Source organism: Paenibacillus sp. FSL M7-1455, assembly GCF_038004655.1.
Classification (GTDB): domain Bacteria; phylum Bacillota; class Bacilli; order Paenibacillales; family Paenibacillaceae; genus Paenibacillus_AQ; species Paenibacillus_AQ cookii.
Genome location: NZ_JBBORO010000001.1, coordinates 3,079,717 through 3,100,419, shown reverse-complemented (window position 1 = coordinate 3,100,419; position 20,703 = coordinate 3,079,717). Strand labels below are relative to the sequence as shown.

Sequence of the window (20,703 nt, the reverse complement as noted above, 5' to 3'; positions counted from 1 at the left end):
GTATTTCGAATACAGCTCAAGCATGGCCTCATTTAACGGAGCGAACACCTTTTGAGTGGCATGCAATTGCGAATATACCGGTCCGGCATAGACGACCCTTAGATCGCCCGGATCTTTGGTCCTGCGGATGTAACCGGGTAACCGGCCTGGTATACCATACCGGGCCCGGTCCAGAGTAAAGGGCGATGCCTGGCTTTAGCCATACTACAAAGGGCCAGGAGTTATGAGGAAATATGTAACTACATGGAATTTCCTGCGTTTTATTACATAAGCAGCCTGATTCGTTTGCAGGGGAGGGGATTATCATCAAAGGCGCGATCATGGGTTTATTTATGGTTATTATTTTGGCCGGTTGCTTGAACGATAACGACATGGCATTCACTGGCGAAAGCCAAAACTGGTCGGCACGGTACGAAGTATCCCATACCATCGACGATAATCATAGGAATACGCTGACTATGACTTACGAAGGGGACGACCCGGCTCATGTGGGCACCGTAAAATACAAATATGCGGCCACTTCCGGGGAAGGAAGCGGTGAAACGGAATTGTCCGGGCGAAGGGAGATTGTTCATCAAAGCGGCGGCAATGGCGCCATCCCGCTGAAAGATTCGATCATCGAGGTGACTGTCGAGTGGAACGGTCATAAAGAAGAGCTGAAGCTCTCTGCCAATAAAAAGTAGGGATGCGGAAGAGAAAAAGGCTCACCCTGTAAATTCGGATGAGCCTTTTCCGCCATTCAATATTGAAAGAAGTAAACATCTCAATGCATCGTCAATGGATGGTTGATGTTATTACCAGCTAAAACTTTTCGCGATGATCACCAGCAAAATGAACAACACCAAAATCGCTGCCGCATTTCTACCAAAACCGCCGTGACCATATCCTCCAACTACTTCGCTCATTCCATACTCCTCCTTGAATTAAGATACAATGTATTATATGGATTGGTAAGGACATGGTAAGGGCATCAAGGCAAAAATAATATGGAATATTGCATGCTATCCTATTTTTGAGTGAAAAATATATCTTTTGACTGCTATATCTATCCCTTTCGATCTAACCAGGATGTTAATAAGATGTATTATCCTATTTGAAAGGGGTATGAACAATATGGGCGAAGTTATGGGAGCGGATTATGGCGGAGGCAACAAAATATTTACGATTCTCGTTCTTTTTATTCTGCTAGTCATTGTTGCCAGAACATGGGGATGTTAAAAACGTAAATCAACAGAGACCCTGCTGCCGGTCACGGCTGCCAGGGTCTTTTATTTTGATTATCGCTAAAGATATTTTGTACATCCTTAAATCCGCAAGAAATGGTAAACTGAAAAAACGCCGCATGGAGCGGCATTGTTAACGTCCAAGCAATACATATCTATTTTATGAGATTTAATAAGAAACGGAGGGGCAAAGCTGGATGAATATCGCAGGAATCCGCTATGAACGTTTCAGTCCAAAAGATGAACGCGCGGTCAAAGAAATGTTAAGCCGAGACGCCGACGCGGGGGAAGATATCCTTCGGGTGCTGGCTGAAGAACCGGATTTGTTTGTTGTATCGTATATCGGGGACAAGCTTGTGGGTCTGGCCCAAGTGAACGAGCCTGTATCCCAGTCGTATTTAACCGTTTTTGTGGCTCCGGAGGATCGCAGGCAAGGCATCGGTTCTGCTATGGTCCGGTATGCCGAGGCAAAATTGCGGGCAGGCGGAACCCAAATAGTCAGAAGTTCCTTTCGTGCCGGTCATCCGTCCTCTTTTGCGTTTGCGTGCAAGCTCGGTTTTGAGCCCTACTTTTCATCGGCGTTCATGCAGCGCACCGGAGCCCCTTTTCCACTGGAAGAACTTCCGGTGAGGGGCTATAAGGACGAAGATTATTTGGTTTGCCAATCGCTGTATGCCGCAGCTTTTCACGAAATGCGCGTCCGGGTCGGGTGTTTTCCGGATTCGGCGATTGCCCAGCCGAGCGAAAAGGAAAGGCAAACATGGAAAGAGAACGCGGCGAACCGTTTCGTCTACAAATTCAACGGGGAAATCGTCGCTTACGGCCACATTCCAGGCAATGAAATCGGCAGCGTCTCCGTTCGTACGGATGTTCAAGGACGTGGAATCGGCAGAACGTTTGTCAAGTATTTATGCAATGAGATCATCCGCCGCGGCAACCCTAGCGTGGAGCTCTGGTGCGTCGTCGGGAATCATGCCAGAAATCTGTATGACAGCCTTGGTTTTACGGAAAAGCATGTTGCGCAATTCATGCGCAAAACGCTGTAATTCTGCGGATTGTCCTTTGACCAAAACGGATGCAACCAGGCAAATTTCATGAATGAACCCGGCTTGAAAATGACAACATAAGGAAGTAGTGTACATCTCGATCTCTAAAGGAGGATTTCTGTTATGGCTCACCAGAAGAGAAGGAAAGAAGCTGCCTGGAAGTCAAGAAAGCAACAACAGCATCCCCACGGAAAAATCAAATCGCTCAAGGAATTGTCCAGCGAATAGGATGAGAGAAGTATGCTGCTTGGAAAAGAGGGACTGTCGGCGAAAACGTACCGGCAGTCTTTTTTTCATGGCGGTTCAATCGTCAATGGACAACCCGGCGTCCCTCTTTTTCAGGCAAAGCGGATCAGAGCGCGATTGCGGCTTGGGCGGCGTTTCCGGCCCGGTAGCCTTTCATGAATAAATCAGAGAAATCATGAGATTTTAAAAGAAAACAAGAGATAAAAGGAGAAGATTAAAAGAAAAAAGTATGCTATTATCTCTGAAACAACTTGAAGAAACAAAGCAACCTTCCATAAAATACTATATTATCAGCACTCGACTACATAGAGTGCTAACAATAAAAAGAGGGGAAGGAGGGGAGCAAGGAACAAGAACGTCAGTGTCCGAAGCTGGCGTAAGTTTTGTTTGTCGAACAATTTTTTGGGAACAGGAGGAGATTTCGAAAATGAATGTACTGTTACTTGCCGGTGGTTTGGGAACCCGACTTAGACCCATGACGGAGAACATGCCGAAGCCGATGGCGCCGATTCTGAATCGCCCTTGGCTGGAACATCTCATTCTTCATCTGAAGGAACAAGGCGTTCACCGTTTCGTTATCGCTCTGAAACATCATCCCGAAAAAATAAGAAATCATTTCGGCGACGGCCGCCGGTTGGGTGTTTCGATCCAGTACGCGATGGAAGACAAGCTGCTGGGAACGGCCGGGGCGATCAAAAACGCCGAGCCTTTGCTCGATGAACAATTTATTGCCATGAATGCGGATATCGTCCATGATATTGAACTGAAACCGCTGCTGGATTTCCATCGATCCCATGGAGGAAAGGTCACCATCGGCCTGACGGAGGTGGAAGATCCAAGCGCATACGGGGTCGTCGATCAGGACGATACGGGGCGCATCTTGCGTTTTGTGGAGAAGCCCCGCTTGGACGAAGCCCCTTCGAGACGGATCAACGCAGGCATTTACGTCATGGAAAAAAGCGTGCTCGCAGCGATTCCGTCCGATCGGGAAGTCTCCATTGAACGTGAAACGTTTCCGCTGCTGATCCGCGAAAACATGGGTGTATTCGGCACGACCATCCAAGGATATTGGGCCGATATGGGCACGAAAGATAGATACCGCCAAGTTCACTGGGATCTCTTGAACGGTGCCGGTCGGATCCGGATGCCCGGACAAGCCCAAGATCAAGGCATCTGGATCGGCAAAGGCTGCAAAATCGGAGCCGGCGTCCTCCTCGTTCCTCCGGTGTTAATCGGAGATCACGTAAAAATCGGTGCCCGGGCCGTCATCGGACCTCATGTGGTGCTCGGCGACAAGTGCTCGATCGGCCCGAACGTCCGCTTATCGGAAACGATCCTGTGGGACGGCTGCCGGGTAAACGAAGGAGCGTACTTAAACAACTGCATTTTCGGATACGGGCTGGAGCTCGGTCCAAGACATATTTTGCATGAAGCCGTGATGAACCGATTGGGAGTGATGCAAGCATGACGCGTGTAGCTTATGTCAGCACTTACGTTCCGAAAAAATGCGGCCTGGCCACATTTACCTATCATTTGCGGCAGGCGGTCCACGCAGCCAAAGAGTGGAGAGTGAAGGATCCCGTCATCGTGCTCCACGACGGGGAAACGGACGGATCAAGGGATCCGCTGCTGTGGCTGCTTCGGCGCGACAGCGAAAAAGATTATGGGAAAATGGCGCACAAAATCAACCACTCCGATATCGAGGTCGTTTCGCTGCAGCACGAGTTCGGGATATTCGGCGGGGAAGCCGGCCGGCATATATTGCATTTCATCCGCGAGCTGAAAAAACCGCTGGTGACTACGTTTCACACCGTGTTTGAGCATCCCCGCGAGCCTTACGCGAGCATCCAGCGGGAAATTGCCGAACGAAGCGCCCGAATCGTGGTCATGAACCGCAAAGCGATTTCGTATTTGCATCGTTCGTTTGGCATTCCGGAGGACAAAATCGTCTTCATTCCGCACGGTACGCCCGAACCCGACGCGGAGCGCCGCCTAACGTTCCGCGAGCAGCTCGGCTGGGCGGACCGGAAGGTGCTGATGACGTTCGGCCTTTTGGGCCGCGGCAAAGGGATCGAACTGATCCTGAAGGTGTTGCCGGAAGTGGTGAAAAAGGTGCCTCACGTATTATATGCCATCGTCGGCCAGACCCACCCGGAAGTCAAAAAATGGGAAGGGGAGAAATACCGCGAAGAGCTGAAGGCGATGATCGAGGAAAACGGCATCGGGGAAAACGTCGTCATGATCGACCGCTACATGGAGGAAAACGATCTGGTTCGCCATATCACCGCCTGCGACGTGTACGTGACGCCGTATCCGGGGCTGGAGCAGATTACCAGCGGTACGCTGGCTTATGCAGTCGGCCTGGGGCGTCCGGTGTTGTCGACCCCGTACTGTTATGCGCAAGATTTGCTTGCCGAAGAACCGGGTCTGCTGATCCCGGCGGAAGACGAGGCATTATGGCGGGAACGGATCGTGTCGCTGCTGACCAACGAGGTGATGCTGCAGGATGTCGTCCGGAAAATGAAGCGGCTGGGCCAAACGATGCATTGGCCGAACGTCGGACATGAATATCTCCGTTTGTTGACCGAGGTGGGAAGACATGGAAAGGCCATCCGTTCGGTTTGACCATCTTGAAAAAATGACGGACGACACGGGGATCCTTGAGCATGGATTAGGTTCGATTCCCCGGCGCAACGAAGGGTACAGCACGGACGACCAAGCCCGGGCGTTATGGGTTTGCCTGGAATGGTCCGGCAGCTGCGGCAAGGAAGACCAAAAAAGGCTCGAGCGGTTAGCCGAAACCTATATCGCTTTTTTGCTGTGGGCGCAAAAGGAAGACGGGCATTTTCACAACAATTTTGCCTATGACCGCAGCAAGGAGCCGGAAACGCCCTCCGACGATTGCCTTGGACGCTGCTTATGGGCATGTGCCCGGGCGATGGCCGCAAAGCCTTCGCCGTCCTTCGCTTTTGCGGCGGAATCGATTTTCCGCAAAGCGCTGGGGCAGGCCCATCACATGCGTTACCCGCGCGGATGGGCTTACGCCCTGGCGGCGTTCGGCTTGCTGCAGCGTTCCGGTTACGATGTCGACTTGACCAACCGGATCAGGGAAACCGCAGAGCGCCTTGCCGGCCTTTATCACCGGCATTCGGCTCCGGATTGGTCATGGTACGAACCCGAAATCACTTACAGCAACGCCCTGCTGCCTTGGGGGATGCTGTGGGCCTATGAAATATTAAAACGCACGGATATGCTTGATATCGCTTTAAGCTCCCTTGATTTCCTGATCGGTTTGTCGCAAAACGACGCGGGGCAAATCCGGCCGATCGGAAGCAAGGGCTGGTGCCGTCCGGGTGACCGGGCCTTGTGGGACCAGCAGCCGATCGATGTCATGAAGTTGGCGTTAGCCGCAGCCAAAGCCTATGAGCTGACGAAAATGCCAAATTACGAATCGGTCGTGGCAAAATGCCGCGATTGGTTTTACGGCGGCAATGATCTCGGAGTACCCATGGTTCACGAGAAGGACGGCAGCTGCTGCGACGGTTTGAACGCGGACGGTCCCAATGTGAACTGCGGGGCGGAGGCCGTCGTCTCTTACTTGCTGACCGAGGCTATATACGAAAAAACGATAAACCAACAAGCGTAACTCGCCATCATCCAATAAACGACAACCAAAAAGAGGTGGATAAACGATGCCTTTAACCCAAGAACTGCAGGAGCAGGGGATGCCAGCCCGGGATGGGGGAACCTCCATCCCCTCCCATGTATTCCGTGAATACGATATTCGCGGCAAAGCGTATGAAGACATTGACCTCCCTTTTTGTTATTGGCTGGGGAGAGCTTTTGGCGAAACCTTGAAGTCGGCGGGCCGGAACACGGCCATCGTCGGCCATGACAACCGCAAATCTTCCCCGGAGTTCCATCGGGCGCTGACCGCCGGCTTGCGGCAAGCCGGATGCACAGCGGTCGATATCGGCGAAGTGACGACGCCGATGTTCTACTTTGCGATGCATCACTATAAAGAGCCTAGCGGCATCATGATTACGGCCAGCCATAACCCCGGCGACGAAAACGGATTTAAAATCGCCATGGACTATACGACGATCTACGGCGAAGAAATCCAGAAGCTGCGCAGCCGCATGCTTGGTTTGGCGGCCGAAGGCAAGCTGCCTTCCGGATTCGATGATGCCGAAGAAGCTCTGCGCCGCGAAAGCGTGGAAGAGCCTTACCTGGACATGCTGGCAGACAAAATCCGGCTGAACGGCCGGAAGCTTAAGGTCGTTGTCGATTGCGGCAACGGCACGCCGTCGCCGTTCGCTCCCAAGGCGCTGCGGCGTTGGGGCTGCGAAGTGATCGAGCTGTACTGCAAGTCGGATCCGGATTTTCCGAATCATCATCCCGACCCGGTAGAGCCGAAAAATTTGCGGGATTTGATCGACGCCGTGAAAAAGGAAAAGGCCGACATCGGCATCGCCTTCGACGGGGACGGCGACCGCCTTGGCGTGGTGGACGAACAGGGCGGCATTTTATGGGGCGATCAGCTGATGATCCAGTTCTGGCGCGAAATTTTGCCGAAATATCCGGGCTGCAAGGCGCTGGTGGAAGTCAAATGCTCGAAAGCGCTGGTCGAGGAGATCGAGAAGCTGGGCGGCGAACCGATTTTCCATCGCACCGGGCATTCCCATATTAAAGCAAGCATGCGCAAATTGGACGTTCCATTTACGGGCGAAATGTCCGGGCATTTATTTTTCCGCGACGAATATTACGGTTTCGACGACGCCCTGTATGCCGCGGGACGCCTGCTCCGCATCATGAGCCGGGATTCGCGTCCGCTGTCCGAGCGATTTGCCGACGTGCCAAGGTATTGCGCCACTCCGGAAACGAGGGTGCCATGTGACGACGATGCGAAACAACAGATCATTCAACAGGTGAAAAGTTATTTTCAAGGGACGCGCGAGCTGATTGACGTCGACGGCGTACGCGTGCTGTTCCCGAACGGATGGGGCCTGGTACGCAGCTCGAACACCCAGCCGATCCTGGTGCTTCGGGCGGAGGCCGATACCGAGGCAGACTTAGCTGAAATCAAAGATCATTTGGAACAAGCGCTTCACGAGGCTGCACCGGGATTGCCAATTCAATGGTAACAATAAAAAAGCTCCTGCGGCGATTATGCCGGGGGAGCTTTTTTGATCTTTGAAGAAAGAAATGGGGGATAAAGAACAATCGATATCCAGCCCGATAAGTTATCCCAATTGGTATATAAATTTACATTTATTTAACATAAAAACGTGGATGTTATTATGTTCCATCTGGTATCCTATTTAAAATATTGCCCGAAAGGTGAAGATGCAATGCACTATTTCGCTAGTTTCTTGATGGCTGTATTCCTCACGTCCTTATCCTATTTCTTCGGCAGCCGGCTGCTCACTCCAGGCCTTTATGCCTGGCAGGCTCTAATCATAGGCGCGTCCGTCGTTTCTTTGGGTGCCCTTGCCGAGGCACTCAAATTGCCGATCGGGTTGATCGTGTTCATACCGTTCCCTGTCGGCATGTTGTTGCTGTTTCTATTTTTGCAGCAGCCGTTCCGGATTTGGTTATTGACGTATCTGATTATTTTAGCGTTGTATACGTTAATCCACTTCATCGCGAGCTATTTTTTCCATTTCCATTCTTTGATACCTGCCTGGAAGTTATCGTAGCACGGAGCATTTACGAGGTTTACGCGTTGCAGTATCATAAACGCATAGGATTTTGTTGTCACTCGCAAAGGAGAAGTGCCGGAAATGAAAGATCGTATCGTCGATTACTGCTTGAAGAAGAAAGGAGCGATTCAGACCTATCCCTTCGGGCCCGATCCGCTCGTCATCAAGGTGGCCGGCAAGATGTTTGCTCTCGTTTTTGACCATGGGGACCACGTTATCGTAAACCTCAAATGCGACCCGATCATCGCCGAAAATTTGAGGGAGCAGCATGAGGCCGTTCAACCAGGGTACCACATGAACAAAACGCATTGGAACTCCGTTCATCTGGATGGATCCTTATCGGAGACGGATATATTCGACATGATCGACCATTCTTACGATTTGGTTGTCCAAAAGCTGCCGAAGAGTGTTCGGGAAAGGGTAAATTAGGATCGGGAGAACATGATTTAGGAGAATGGAAGCTAAAAAAGCCGCCGTGTTGGCGAGCAAAAAAAGGGCGGAAAGCGATACGTTTTCCCTCTTTTTTTCTGCTTATTAAGCGATTACCCCCACCCTTCGCGGGCGAGGCAGGGATCGTTCTTGTCGGCTGTTCGACGAACGGATGAATCCGGGCTGAACATGAATGAAACGAGGCATCGCTCAACAACGTAATAACGAAAGGAAAGCCGTACAAACATGAGGAGAGGGGAAATGCCGTTGGAGTCGTTTTGGTTGGAGTATGCATGGGCATTGTTGATTCTTATTGGGTTGGAGGGTTTGTTGTCGGCGGATAACGCCCTTGTCCTGGCGGTCATCGCAAAGCACTTGCCTGAGAACCAAAAGAAGAAGGCCATCAATTACGGGATCGTCATGGCATTCGTTTTTCGCTTTGCCGCGCTGTTTGCGATATCGTTCATTGCGAACGTTTGGCAAATACAGGCGATCGGAGCCGCTTATCTTTTGTACCTCGGATTAAAACACATCATCCAGGCCCGTATCGGCAAAAAAGACAAGAAGGATCGCGAGGACGCAGAAAATGATGCTGCGGGGAAAGGCTTCTGGCCGACGGTAGGTAAAATTGCCCTTGCGGATCTCGCTTTTGCAATTGATTCCATTCTTGCTGCCGTGGCATTGGCGCTGGGACTTCCGGATTCGCCGCTTCGGGATTTCGGCGGCATGGACGGAGGGCAATTCATCGTTGTCGTGCTGGGCGGAATCGCCGGGCTCGTCTTGATCAAGTTCGCGGCCACCTGGTTTATTAAGCTGCTTTCTCAACGGCCTGCACTGGAGACGACGGCATACGCCATCGTGGCGTGGGTCGGCGTCAAACTCGCCGTCATTACTTTGGCACATGAAGATATTGGCGTGCTGAATCATCATTTCCCGCATAGCACAGCCTGGACCCTTGTTTTCTACGGCGTCCTGGTTGCGATCGCTCTTCTCGGTTGGTTCGCGCCTGCGAATAAAAAACAGTCCCAGCCAGGTCCATAACATCGATAGAGATCCGTTTTGGATTCATTGGAGATGCCGTTGACGCCGCTTCAAACGGTGGGCAACGGGTAGTTAAATGCAATTGCTCAACGTTGACAACCGTAACCGATTATCCTATATTTGGGCTATCGGCGGAGAACCGCCAATGGTTCTCTGGACGGTGCTTTATCGAGGAAACGAAAAAAATACTACGATAAAGAAGTTTATGGGTATCATCATCGAACTCGGCTTGAGCCCAATCAAATAAAACCGGTTGCATGTCTTTTTGCAGCCGGTTTGCGTTTGCTTCGGACAAGTTGGGCAGCCCGCTTATTTTATTTCGAAGAATGTAACGATGAATGGACATGACTTTGAAAGGATGTTGGATGCATGAGCGAATCGAATCAGGAGTATATCGTGATCTCGGCTGCGAGGGAAAACAATCTCAAGAACGTATCCTTGCGCATTCCCAAGCGGAAAATCACGATTTTTGCCGGTGTATCGGGGTCAGGCAAGTCATCGATCGTCTTCGATACCATTGCCGCAGAATCCACCCGCTTGCTGAATGAGAACTTCAGCATGTTCGTGCGCACGTTTCTGCCCAAATACCCGCAGCCGGATGCGGACGCAATCGAGAACCTGAGTATGGCTGTGATCGTGGATCAGAAGCGGTTGGGCGGGGGTTCGCATTCCACGATGGGCACCATTACCGATATTTCTCCCATTCTCCGTCTTCTCTTTTCACGGGTAGGCCAGCCCTATGTCGGGGGAGCGAACATGTTTTCGTTTAACGATCCCCAAGGCATGTGTCCCGAATGCAACGGGATCGGACGCAGCCTTACCGTCGACATGGGCAAAGCGGTGGACATGTCCAAGTCCCTCAATGAAGGGGCTATTATGCTGCCGGGCTATACGGTAGGCGGCTGGGAATGGAACATGCTTGTACAGTCAGGTTCCTTTGATCCTGATAAGAAACTCAGCGATTATTCGGTTGAAGACCTGGAGCAGCTGCTGTATGGCAAAGCCCGGAAAGTGAAGATGGATTTCGCCGGGAAGGCAACCAATATTACGGTAGAAGGCGTCATCGAGAAGTTCACGAACAAATACATCAAACAGGACTTGAAAACCAAGTCCGAACGCACGCAGCAAACCGTCGCTCCGTTCATTTCCGAGGGTCCATGTTCAAGCTGTCACGGTGCGAGGCTTAGTCAAGCCGCGCTGGGCTGCAAGATCAATGGACATAACATAGCCGAGCTGTCTTCCATGGAGGTCGGACAACTTATCCGCGTCATTCGGGAGATTGACGACGCTGCCGCCGCGCCGATGGTCAAGTCGCTGACGGAGCGGCTGCAGCATCTGGTGGATATCGGACTGGACTACCTGACGCTGGACCGCGAGACAGATACATTGTCCGGCGGCGAATCGCAGCGCGTGAAAATGGTGAAACACCTGAGCGGAAGCCTGGTCGATGTTACGTACATTTTCGATGAACCCAGCGTCGGCTTGCATCCCCGCGATGTGCACCGCTTAAATGAATTGCTCCAGAAGCTGCGCGACAAGGGGAATACCGTGCTAGTCGTCGAGCATGATCCAGACGTCATCAAAGTGGCGGATCATATCGTTGACGTCGGTCCGTACGCCGGCAGCCGCGGCGGTACCATCGTGTATGAAGGAAGCTACCAGGGCTTGCTTGAGGCCGATACATTGACAGGCATCCATATGAAGCGGCCGCTTCAGTTGAAGCAAGATTGCAGGCAGCCATCCGGCAAGCTGTCCATCAAGGATGCCACTTTACACAACCTGCAGAACGTCAGCGTCGACATTCCGGCCGGAGTGCTGACCGTCGTTACGGGTGTGGCGGGATCGGGCAAAAGCACGCTGATTAACGAAGTATTCCTCAGTCAGCATCCGGATGCGATCGTCATCGACCAATCGGCGGTAGGTGTATCGACGCGTTCGAATCCTGCGACCTATACGGGCATCCTGGATGATGTGCGGAAGGCTTTTGCTTCCGCGAACAAGGTGAGCCCAAGCTTGTTCAGCTTCAACTCCAAGGGAGCTTGCGAACACTGTCAAGGGCTGGGCGTTGTGTACTTGGACCTTTCATTCTTTGAAAGCGTGGAGATGCCGTGCGAAGCATGCGGAGGGAAACGATTTAAGGAAGAGGTGCTCGCCTACAAGCTGAACGGCAAGTCCATCGCAGATGTGCTGGAGATGACGGTGGAACAGGCTTTGGAATTTTTCCAGCTGAAAGAGGTCGTCCGCAAGCTGCAGGCGATGAGTGATGTAGGTTTGAACTATATTACGCTCGGCCAGCCGCTCAGCACCCTATCGGGCGGAGAATGCCAGCGCATCAAGCTTGCAAGCGAGCTGCATAAGAAGGGGAGCATCTATGTAATGGACGAGCCGACAACGGGCCTGCATATGTCGGATATCGGACACCTGCTGGAGATCATGAACCGACTCGTGGATGCCGGCAATACGGTGATCGTCATCGAGCATAATCTCGAAGTGATCAGCCAGGCGGATTGGATCATCGATATGGGACCGGACGGAGGCAGCAAGGGCGGCCAAGTGGTCTTCGAAGGGATGCCTTCGCAGATTGTCCATGCGGAGCAGTCGATCACGGGAAGATATTTACGGCAATGATTGTCATGGAATTAAACAGCTGTCCCGAATAAAACGCATATCATGGTTGGCGTAAGAAACTTGCCGCAGGACAAGAGCATATATCGAGTATAAAGTCGCGAATATCGCGGCTTTTATATTTTGTTCCTGTGTTAGGCCTGGACTGACGACATGGCACTCGGCATCTTTTCGAGGGGATGACGGCGTTGGATGAATGTAGTCGGGAGATGCTGCCGCGTTCCCGTTTATGCATGGTCAAGCAGTGCCCGATCAAATTTATTGATTTCCGGTGAACGATTTCGCGAACTTCTTCGTATTATGGGTGATTGCATGGGTCGCGTACGGACGGATGCAATCGAATGGGCGACATGAATCCAAAGGAAAGGAGCAGGGACTGCGGTTGGAAGAACGCAAGCAAATCGAACGGGCGCAGCGCGGGGATAGTCAGGCGATGGCGCAGCTGCTGCAGGCCCACTACTCCTTTTTAATGAAATATCTCGTCAAAATGACGATGAACCCGGCGATGGCCGAGGACTTGGCACAGGAAACGATGCTGAGGTGCATCGAGAAGATTCATTTATATAACGGAAAATCCAAATTTTCTTCCTGGATGATCACGCTGGCGACGCGGATCTATATCGATCAGATGCGCCGTACCAGGGTCGAGAAGCACTGGAAGGATCAGGAGCAGGCCCTACGCCGGACGGAGTGGCAGCTGAAAGCAAGGCGGGAGGAATGGACCGATGCGATGCAAGCCCTCTCCCGGCTCGGCTACGAATGGCGGCTGCCGATTTTGCTTAAGCATTTTTACGGCTATGCCTATGATGAAATCGCCGACATGATGGACATTCCGCCAGGGACGGTAAAATCTAGAATCCATCACGGGTTGCAGCAGGTACGAAAGGAGTTGACGACGGATGAAGTGGAACAAGGAAGAGCGGGAAAGGTCCGCTGATCTAAACAAGCAGGAGCGTGCGCATGCCGAAATCGTTCATGAAGAGCCGTTTGCGGAGGACCAGGCTCTGATCGCGCAGCTGCTGCAAGGGTTCGAGCAGATGGAACTGGCGATCCGCCAGCCTGAACCGCCGCCGTTGCACGAACTGGAACGTTTTGTTGCAGTAGAGAAGCGGAAGCTCCGCAGACGCGCGGGACTGGAGGTCGCGCTGTTTTTGATCATGGCCTTGGCCATCATCGGCGGCAATATGCTTTTGGCGTCCATGAACATCGTCGTGTTTGCGGTTATCCAGGGGCTGGTCTTCGTCGGCGCGATCGCGTTTGCTTTTCGCTTTTTCTATCGTTCGAAGAAGAAGGTGAAGTCCGGACATGCCTAAAACGAATCCCGAATCGGTTCCTTTATGGGCAGTCGTACTGATCGCCTGCATTTTGCTGATTCAAAGCCTGTTCCTCTTCATCCATTCGCGCCGCCACACGAAATACTACTGGATATGGGGGATCGTCGGGCTGATCCAGTTCCCTGGACCGCTCGTTGCCTATTGGCTCGTTCATATTTACTGGCCCTTGCGAAAAGAGCGTCTTAAGAACCGTAAACACCAATATGGATCAAATGAATAAAGGGGGAGACGACCATGGATGCGATGAATACGGGCATACCTTGGAGTTTGATCGCGCCATTGATCGGCCTGCAGCTGATTTTAGCCGTGATTGGTTTGATATCCTTATATAAAGCGGAAGCGACGCGCGGACCGAAATGGTTGTGGGTCATCATCATCGTATGCGGGAACATACTGGGTTCGGTCGCTTACTTTGTCATCGGAAGGAAGGATGCCTCATGACACGGGAGCTGCTCCAGGTAAAGGGATTATCCAAGCGATTTAAGGATCGCGAAGTCGTTAAAGGGATTTCGTTCAGCATTGCCGAAGGCAGCTGCGCTGCCCTGATCGGCCCGAACGGTGCCGGAAAAACCACGACGATCCACATGCTGGCGGGACTGCTTCAACCGTCAGGCGGTTCGGTCGTGCTTCTGGCGGAAGGAAGACCGGTCGCCGACCCCCGGCCTTTCATCGGATATTTGCCGCAAATGCCCGTGTTTTATCCTTGGATGACCGGGGCTGAATTTTTGCTTTACTCCGGGGAGCTGGCCGGGCTGACAAGACGCGAAGCCACACGGGAGACCGGAAAGTGGCTGGACGCCGTAGGCCTTCGGGATGCGGGCAAACGCAGGATCGGTGGTTACTCCGGCGGCATGAAGCAGCGGTTAGGGCTAGCCCAGGCGCTCATCCACCGCCCGAGGCTGCTTATTCTGGATGAACCGGTATCGGCGCTCGATCCTGCAGGTCGCAAGGATGTTCTGACTCTGCTCCAACGTATTCGTCTCGAAACGACAGTCCTCTTTTCCACGCATGTGCTGCATGATGCCGAAGAGATTTGTGATGAAATTCTCATGATGCGCGAAGGCGAAATTGTTTTGCAGGGAAGTCTTGATCACTTGCGCCGAACTTACAGCGAACCGGTGATTCGGCTGGAAGTCGGTGGAGACGAGGTTTCGAGGGCATGGCTTGCAGCCGCGGGGGGCAAGGACTTCGTCGTGCAATCGGAAATATCCGGCGGACGGGCAAAGCTTAGGGTCGCTGACGTCGAGCGGGCTGCGCTTGAACTCATGGCCGATGCCGTGTCCCGACGGGTGACGATTCGTACGCTCGAAGCGGGCCAAAGCACGCTCGAAGACTTGTTCCTGAAGGCGGTGCGATCATGATGCAGTTCAAGTTGTTTTTCCGCAAAGAGATGCTGGAGATGGGACGCAGCTATAAATGGTTGTGGGTCCCGCTCGTCTTCTTGATGCTGGGGGTCATGCAGCCGGTGATGACGCGTTTTATGCCGGAAATTTTGAAGTCCGCGGGAAACATGCCCAAAGGCATGACGATCACGATCGCCCCTCCTTCGGGGGCGGAGGTGCTGGCGCAAACGCTAGGTCAGTACAGCTCGATAGGGATTTTGATCTTGGTATTGTCGGTCATGACCATGATTTCCGGGGAGCGGCAAAGCGGCGTTTCACAAATGATCTTTGCAAAGCCGGTGTCGTACGTGTCCTACGCTGCGGCCAAGTGGGCAAGCATGTTGTCCCTCGTCACCGCCTCGTTTGCGCTCGGCTATGGAGGCGCCTGGTATTATACCGTCCAGATCATCGGCGCCGTTGAGGCCGGTGCGGTTGTTAAAGCAGGACTTTTCTATTTGCTGTGGCTCTGGTTTGCGGGAGCGCTGACGCTGCTCGTGAGTTCGCTTCTGGATCCCGCGCCAGGCATAGCTTTTGTTAGCCTGGGGGCGGCGCTGCTGCTGTCCATGGCGTCGGGATGGCTGCCGAGGTATACGGTTTATAGCCCGGGTTCCCTGCCGCAAATTTCGGCGCAATGGCTGGAGCCCGCGGGCGAAGCGAAGGGCGCCGTTGGCGCGGCCCTTCTGTGCTTGGCATGTATCTTTATTTTTTTCGCAGCCGCGGTGTATCGAATAAAGTTAAGGTATTCAAAAGGATAATTTACCTCACTATGCTTGTTGCCGAACGATCTAAGACAAGTCTTTCCATCAGGCCGGGTTTATAGTATGCTTGCGATATAAGGGAGGAGAGGGATTGGATGGTGAAACAACTGATCGTCGGAGACATCATGAATGAGCTGGCTTCGACGCGCCGCGTCCTGGAACGTTTGCCTGAGGAGCACATGTCCTGGAAGCCGCATGCCAAGTCGATGACGCTTAGCGGACTGGCCACGCACCTGATCAACCTGCTTAACTGGCAAGTCGCGATTTTTCTTTACCCGGAATTCGACCTGTCGACCGTGCCGCTTCGGCGGGAAGCTTTGGAAAGACGCGAAGATCTGTTGGAAGAGTTCGACGGGAATGTGGCCAAGCTTGAAAAGCTGTTGGACGAATGCGACGAGAAATCGCTCGGAGAAGAATGGACCTTGCGGAACGGCGACCACATTATCCTTCGCCAGCCGCGTGCGATCGCGCTTCGCACCTTCGGAATAAGCCATATGGTCCACCATCGTGCGCAGCTCGGCGTTTATTTGCGGCTGCTGGATATCCCGGTGCCTGGGGCCTACGGTCCATCGGCCGACGACCAAGGAAATTGACGATAAATTTTTACCGCAAGATTGCCGCGAAAAATCGCGGTATTTTTTTATTTATTTTCAGCGAGGGTCTTCATGTTTGACGGAGGGATTCAGCCGGTACTTTCGATTAAGAAAGCTGCGCAATCATGGTTGCATTGGTTTTGAAAGGAGAGGATGGCGGTGCGGTATATGGGCGACAAAGATTTTTGGGATCATAAGTTTACGGAGCGGGACGGTCGGTTGATGGGTCCGGAAAAAATGATTCTGGAGAATAGTCCGCTTTTTCAAAAGGGAACTTTGCTGGATCTGGCCTGCGGGGACGGCAGGAATGCGCTGTATTTTCTGAAGCAGGGCTTTAAAGTAACCGGCATCGATTTCAGTCGCAAGGCGCTGGACCGTCTGAGGCGGTTTGCTGCCGAACACCACTACGCTGTGCGGACGCAGGAATTGGACCTGTCTCGTCCGGATTGTTTGAAGGAAGTGGGGATATACGACAATATCGTCGTCAATCATTACAGGCTGGGGAAGGAACACCTGGGCAGAATTCATCTCAACCTTGCAAGCGGAGGGCTGCTTTTCGTTTGCGGATTCGGCCATAAACATAAGGAGGATCCGTTCATACGAGAGGAAGATTTAATCATGCCGTCTGATTTTGACCATATCGATCCTTCGCTCAAGCGGATCCGCTACTTGGAAGAGGAAGACCGAAGGGGTTTTCTTGTCGCTTATTTATATCGCAAAACATCCTAGGAAGAGCATGCGAAGAAAGCCCATATGCTGCAGATTTTCGGGATAGATTTGCGACATGCCTCGAGTTGGGCTCATAGCGCCGTTACTATATAAACCCGTGTTCCCTTACGTTTTTATTTCCTTAACATCTATACGGTTTGTCGCCAAACTACATAGAATATAGCAAATCTATCAAAAAAAAGTGGTGACGAACGTGAAGATAGAGGACTTGAAAGGCGCTTATGACGTTATCATCGGCTTGGGAAGCTGGTGCGGGCCGTCCATCTTTTTGGCGCGGTATCAGCTGCGGCGATTTTCCTTTCCGCTAGATTGGATGATATCGAATTCGGCCGCGGACGTAACCCGGTTGTTAAAAAATCGCTTCGAAGGTTTTATGGAGCTCGGACAGCTCCGGAAGATTGACGGAACTTCGGATTTTTTGGAAGATGGCATCGCAGTGCTTCAAGAAGGCGGGACTTACCAAAGCGCCCATTATATTCTGGATACGCGTTACAACGTTTTATCCGTCCATGATTTCCCCGTCATCCCCAACCAGGATTGGACGGCAGCCTATGGTGCGTACAGCGAAAAGCTTGCCCATCGAATCCAAAGTTTTTTGCATGTGCTCGGTCACAGCCGTTCCGTTCTGTTCATCAGGTGGGGAGAAATCGGGGAGGCGGAAGCCGTGGAGCTTCATGCTGTTTTGTCCTCATTGACGCCGGGCAGCTGCAGAATTCTATTTTTGCAGACCGTGTCCGGGTTGCAGTCGATCCGGGAGATCGATTGGAAACGGGATGGGATCGGCACGCTGCAGCTCCCCCTCGAGCAGCCTTATCATGAAGCAGGATGGAGTTGTGCCATGAACGGATTAACATTAACCGGATATTGGTAGCGGTTCCAACAAGTCGATATCCCCCGATAAAAATGATGCAGCAGCCGTCCGGGACTTGAAAAAACAGTCTTAGACCGCTGCTGTTTCTATCCATAGAAAGCGGAGGGTGGCGACGTACAGGGGGCTTGGATTCGCCTTAGCCCGCTCAAGCCACGGCGAAGTCGAAAATATGGGAGAATGGATGCGGTTTTTAAAGAAAATGAAAATCAAATTTCCAGCATGTATCCTGATTTCCTATGCTATAATATAAATGGTTTATTATGGTATTATAGGGAGGGAGAAGGATGGACAAGCAAAAACGTGCCTCTGGCATGCCGATCAACCAGGACAAGGGGAAAAAAATGCGAACCGCATCCGTAGCGAAGAAGGTGGTCGCAGGCACTCTCGGTTTAAGTCTGCTGCAGATGCCTTTGTTGGTGTCGGCGGCTTCCGGCGTAAGCGTTGTAGAGAAAGCAGCAGCGCCGCAAGCAACCCAAAGCAGCGGTTCCGACGCATCCAAAGGGCTCAATCCGGCCGAAGCCAAGATTACGAAAGCCCAAGCGGAGGCGCGGACAAGAACGTTGTTCCCCATTTTGAAGGAGGCGAGGCTGGACGGCATTACTTATGGGGAGCAGAATGTATTCCCGCCCAATACGAAAAAGATCTGGGTACTGAACTGGTCGATTCAAAAGGGAAACAACTCGTCGGGTTTCAGTACCGAAGTGGATGCCGTGACGGGAGACATCCTGAGTTTCTATTATCCATCCATGTGGCCAGAGGAAGATTCCAACACGGCTTATTACCCTCCGGCGGTATCCAAACAGGAAGCGGAAAAGATTGCCGAGACGTTTATCGCCAAAGCGGCTCCCTCGATCAAAGCCGGAACGATGAAGCCTTCGACCGAATACGGTTTTTCGTCTAATCAGGCATTGTTCGGTCCGGTTCGGTATAGCTTTGGGTATTCGGTGGACGTCAACGGACTTCCGGCCGATAATGAGTTCGTGAGCGTTGAAGTGGATGGAAACGGGAATATCGTCCGTTTTACCCGAAGCGCTTACCAAGGCGATTATCCATCCGCCAAAGCCGCCATCAGCAAGGAGGAAGCGGAGAAGCGCCTTGAGCAAGGCTTGTCCGTAACACTTGCTTACATATCGTCGACGCCTCTTTTTAATGCGACATCTAAACGAGAATGGAAAATCGGCTACATTCCGGACCGGACTTTGGTGCCTGCGGATGCCAATTCCGGCAAGGGGATCGATACGATTTGGGGAAAAGATCTGGATAAAGCCAATCAAGCGGTTCGTTATACCGCATTAAAGCCTTCCAATAAAGCGTTCACCCCGCATAAAGGTGGACAGTTGACTGCAGACCAAGCGCTGAAGCTTGTGCAGGAAATCGCCCCCGGCTCGGAATATCAGCTCCAATCCAGCTTAGGGAACTATTGGTACGGGAACAAGCAGGTTTGGAATTTGTACTGGAACAAACGAACTCCCGGAATATACCAGGAAAGCAACAAAAGCGCAGTCGTGGATGCCGAGACGGGGCAGCTGCTCTCCTATAACGAGTTCCAATATCCCGGAAGCGAACCGGCCAAAGCCTCCGCTCCCGCCGTGACGGAAGCCCAGGCTCAAACCAAGGCGATCGAGCTGGTGCTGGCCCATTATCCGAATGCCGCCGAAGACCTGAAACTGTCGGACGCTCAAACGTTGAACCCGTCCTCCTCGAAAACAGTCTATCAATTTGTGTTCCAACGTTTTTATAAGGATTTGCCCGTCTACGGAAGCACGGTAAGCGTCTCGATCGACGGCGGCGGCAGCTTGATTAGCTACAATGCGGACAATGGCCTCTCCGATGCGGATCTCAAAGCGATGGATGGGTTAAAAGCTAAAATCAGTCCGAAAGAAGCGCAGGATCGCCTGCTGAACGAACTCGGCGTGGAGCTGCGGTACATCAGCAGCGGCGGCTACTCCGTGGATAACACGTATGTGGAGCCTAAAGTTCGGCTGGCGTATGTTCCAACGTTCGATAAGAGCAGAAACCTCGGTTATATCGATGGGGTCACGGGCAAAGCGGAAGCCTTACTTCAACTGCCCGATCCGAATAAAGGATCTACTCCCGAGCTTCCAAGCGACGCGGCGAACCACGCGGCAAGCAAGGATCTGGCCACGCTGCTTGAATATCGGGTCCTGTCTCCGGCGGAAGACGGCCTGCTTCATCCCGATGCGGAGGTGACCTTGGGCGATTGGATCCAGATGATAGCTAAAGGGCTTTATCCCGACCAAGCCTATTATGGGGGCCGCATCCAGCAGCCGCTTTTTGCCGATGTTCCGGCGGACAGCCCGATCGCTCAAGCGGTGCAGCTGTTCGCGGATAAAGGATGGTTTGGCGACGCGAAATCTTCCGAATTGCATCCGGAGCAAAAGTTGACCCGTGAAGCGGCAGCCTCCAGCCTGACCACGGTTCTGCATTACAACCGTTTGTCCAAGTTCTTCCAGCAGGATGCGCAGGCGTTGTCCCTCTCGGACGCAAGCGCCATCAAGGACAAAGGGGCCGTCGCGCTTATGCTGAAACTTGGCCTGATGGAGGCGCCAGGCGGGAAATTCGACCCTGCGAAGCCGGTCACGCGGGCGGAAGCGGCGACCATTCTGGTACGGCTGGCACATCTGCAAGGAAACGTGGATACGCCGCTTAACCAAAGATAACCTTCTGCCATGAAGTTCCATGAAGGTCCATACGGAATGTTCT

22 protein-coding genes are annotated in these 20,703 nt (G+C 52.5%); 21 read left to right on the top strand and 1 reads right to left on the bottom strand.

The genetic code is table 11. The features are described from left to right. Window positions 1-320: 320 nt before the first annotated feature. Window positions 321-683, top strand: a complete 363-nt coding sequence (locus NYE48_RS14320; protein ID WP_340999139.1) for a hypothetical protein — start codon at window positions 321-323, stop codon at window positions 681-683. Window positions 684-794: 111 nt separating this feature from the next. Here the strand turns inward: NYE48_RS14320 and NYE48_RS14315 are convergent, their stop codons facing one another. Beyond that, window positions 795-905, bottom strand: a complete 111-nt coding sequence (locus NYE48_RS14315) for a sporulation protein YjcZ (RefSeq protein WP_156124671.1) — start codon at window positions 903-905, stop codon at window positions 795-797. 515 nt (window positions 906-1,420) lie between these two features. Between NYE48_RS14315 and NYE48_RS14310 the strand changes: the two genes are divergently transcribed. The 20 genes from NYE48_RS14310 (at window position 1,421) to NYE48_RS14215 (ending at window position 20,660) form a co-directional block, all read left to right on the top strand. After that, on the top strand, window positions 1,421-2,269 hold the full coding sequence (locus NYE48_RS14310) for a GNAT family N-acetyltransferase (RefSeq protein WP_340999138.1): 849 nt from the start codon (window positions 1,421-1,423) through the stop codon (window positions 2,267-2,269). Window positions 2,270-2,392: 123 nt separating this feature from the next. Next, window positions 2,393-2,497, top strand: coding sequence for a DUF6254 family protein (locus tag NYE48_RS14305; RefSeq protein ID WP_246537318.1), 105 nt, complete (start codon window positions 2,393-2,395; stop codon window positions 2,495-2,497). A 445-nt stretch (window positions 2,498-2,942) separates the two neighbouring features. Next, window positions 2,943-3,983: a nucleotidyltransferase family protein gene (locus NYE48_RS14300; protein WP_036713296.1), complete on the top strand. Its 1,041-nt coding sequence runs from the start codon at window positions 2,943-2,945 to the stop codon at window positions 3,981-3,983. Next, window positions 3,980-5,140, top strand: a complete 1,161-nt coding sequence (locus NYE48_RS14295) for a glycosyltransferase family 4 protein (protein ID WP_340999137.1) — start codon at window positions 3,980-3,982, stop codon at window positions 5,138-5,140. Before NYE48_RS14300 ends, NYE48_RS14295 begins: the two co-directional genes overlap by 4 nt. Continuing rightward, window positions 5,115-6,161, top strand: a complete 1,047-nt coding sequence (locus NYE48_RS14290; RefSeq protein WP_340999136.1) for a glycosyl transferase — start codon at window positions 5,115-5,117, stop codon at window positions 6,159-6,161. The genes NYE48_RS14295 and NYE48_RS14290 overlap by 26 nt, the downstream gene beginning before the upstream one ends. 79 nt (window positions 6,162-6,240) lie before the next feature. Beyond that, window positions 6,241-7,659, top strand: coding sequence for a phosphomannomutase/phosphoglucomutase (locus tag NYE48_RS14285; RefSeq protein ID WP_341000661.1), 1,419 nt, complete (start codon window positions 6,241-6,243; stop codon window positions 7,657-7,659). Between the two features lie 156 nt (window positions 7,660-7,815). Then, window positions 7,816-8,214, top strand: coding sequence for a hypothetical protein (locus tag NYE48_RS14280; RefSeq protein ID WP_340999135.1), 399 nt, complete (start codon window positions 7,816-7,818; stop codon window positions 8,212-8,214). A gap of 84 nt (window positions 8,215-8,298) precedes the next feature. Beyond that, window positions 8,299-8,646, top strand: a complete 348-nt coding sequence (locus tag NYE48_RS14275; protein WP_340999134.1) for an MmcQ/YjbR family DNA-binding protein — start codon at window positions 8,299-8,301, stop codon at window positions 8,644-8,646. Between the two features lie 267 nt (window positions 8,647-8,913). Then, on the top strand, window positions 8,914-9,687 hold the full coding sequence (locus tag NYE48_RS14270; RefSeq protein ID WP_341000660.1) for a TerC family protein: 774 nt from the start codon (window positions 8,914-8,916) through the stop codon (window positions 9,685-9,687). Between the two features lie 369 nt (window positions 9,688-10,056). Further along, entirely contained in the window at window positions 10,057-12,315 is a 2,259-nt protein-coding gene (locus NYE48_RS14265) for an excinuclease ABC subunit UvrA (protein WP_340999133.1), read from the top strand. Between the two features lie 379 nt (window positions 12,316-12,694). Continuing rightward, complete coding sequence (gene sigY, locus NYE48_RS14260; RefSeq protein WP_340999132.1) at window positions 12,695-13,249, top strand: RNA polymerase sigma factor SigY; 555 nt, start codon at window positions 12,695-12,697, stop codon at window positions 13,247-13,249. Further along, the gene (locus tag NYE48_RS14255) at window positions 13,212-13,625 is read left to right on the top strand and encodes a YxlC family protein (RefSeq protein ID WP_212953045.1); all 414 of its coding nucleotides are present in this window, start codon (window positions 13,212-13,214) and stop codon (window positions 13,623-13,625) included. The genes sigY and NYE48_RS14255 overlap by 38 nt, the downstream gene beginning before the upstream one ends. After that, window positions 13,618-13,866: a hypothetical protein gene (locus NYE48_RS14250; protein WP_036713302.1), complete on the top strand. Its 249-nt coding sequence runs from the start codon at window positions 13,618-13,620 to the stop codon at window positions 13,864-13,866. Before NYE48_RS14255 ends, NYE48_RS14250 begins: the two co-directional genes overlap by 8 nt. Before the next feature lie 23 nt (window positions 13,867-13,889). Then, a complete protein-coding gene (locus NYE48_RS14245) occupies window positions 13,890-14,087 on the top strand; it encodes a PLD nuclease N-terminal domain-containing protein (RefSeq protein WP_036713323.1) in 198 nt (65 codons plus the stop codon). Beyond that, entirely contained in the window at window positions 14,084-15,007 is a 924-nt protein-coding gene (locus NYE48_RS14240) for an ABC transporter ATP-binding protein (RefSeq protein ID WP_340999131.1), read from the top strand. The genes NYE48_RS14245 and NYE48_RS14240 overlap by 4 nt, the downstream gene beginning before the upstream one ends. Next, a complete protein-coding gene (locus tag NYE48_RS14235; protein WP_212953039.1) occupies window positions 15,004-15,783 on the top strand; it encodes an ABC transporter permease in 780 nt (259 codons plus the stop codon). Before NYE48_RS14240 ends, NYE48_RS14235 begins: the two co-directional genes overlap by 4 nt. Window positions 15,784-15,881: 98 nt before the next feature. Next, entirely contained in the window at window positions 15,882-16,379 is a 498-nt protein-coding gene (locus NYE48_RS14230) for a DinB family protein (protein ID WP_340999130.1), read from the top strand. Between the two features lie 153 nt (window positions 16,380-16,532). Further along, on the top strand, window positions 16,533-17,108 hold the full coding sequence (locus tag NYE48_RS14225) for a class I SAM-dependent methyltransferase (RefSeq protein ID WP_340999129.1): 576 nt from the start codon (window positions 16,533-16,535) through the stop codon (window positions 17,106-17,108). 193 nt (window positions 17,109-17,301) lie between these two features. Continuing rightward, window positions 17,302-17,979: a DUF1796 family putative cysteine peptidase gene (locus NYE48_RS14220; RefSeq protein WP_340999128.1), complete on the top strand. Its 678-nt coding sequence runs from the start codon at window positions 17,302-17,304 to the stop codon at window positions 17,977-17,979. Between the two features lie 284 nt (window positions 17,980-18,263). Further along, on the top strand, window positions 18,264-20,660 hold the full coding sequence (locus tag NYE48_RS14215; protein WP_340999127.1) for a YcdB/YcdC domain-containing protein: 2,397 nt from the start codon (window positions 18,264-18,266) through the stop codon (window positions 20,658-20,660). Window positions 20,661-20,703: the final 43 nt, after the last annotated feature.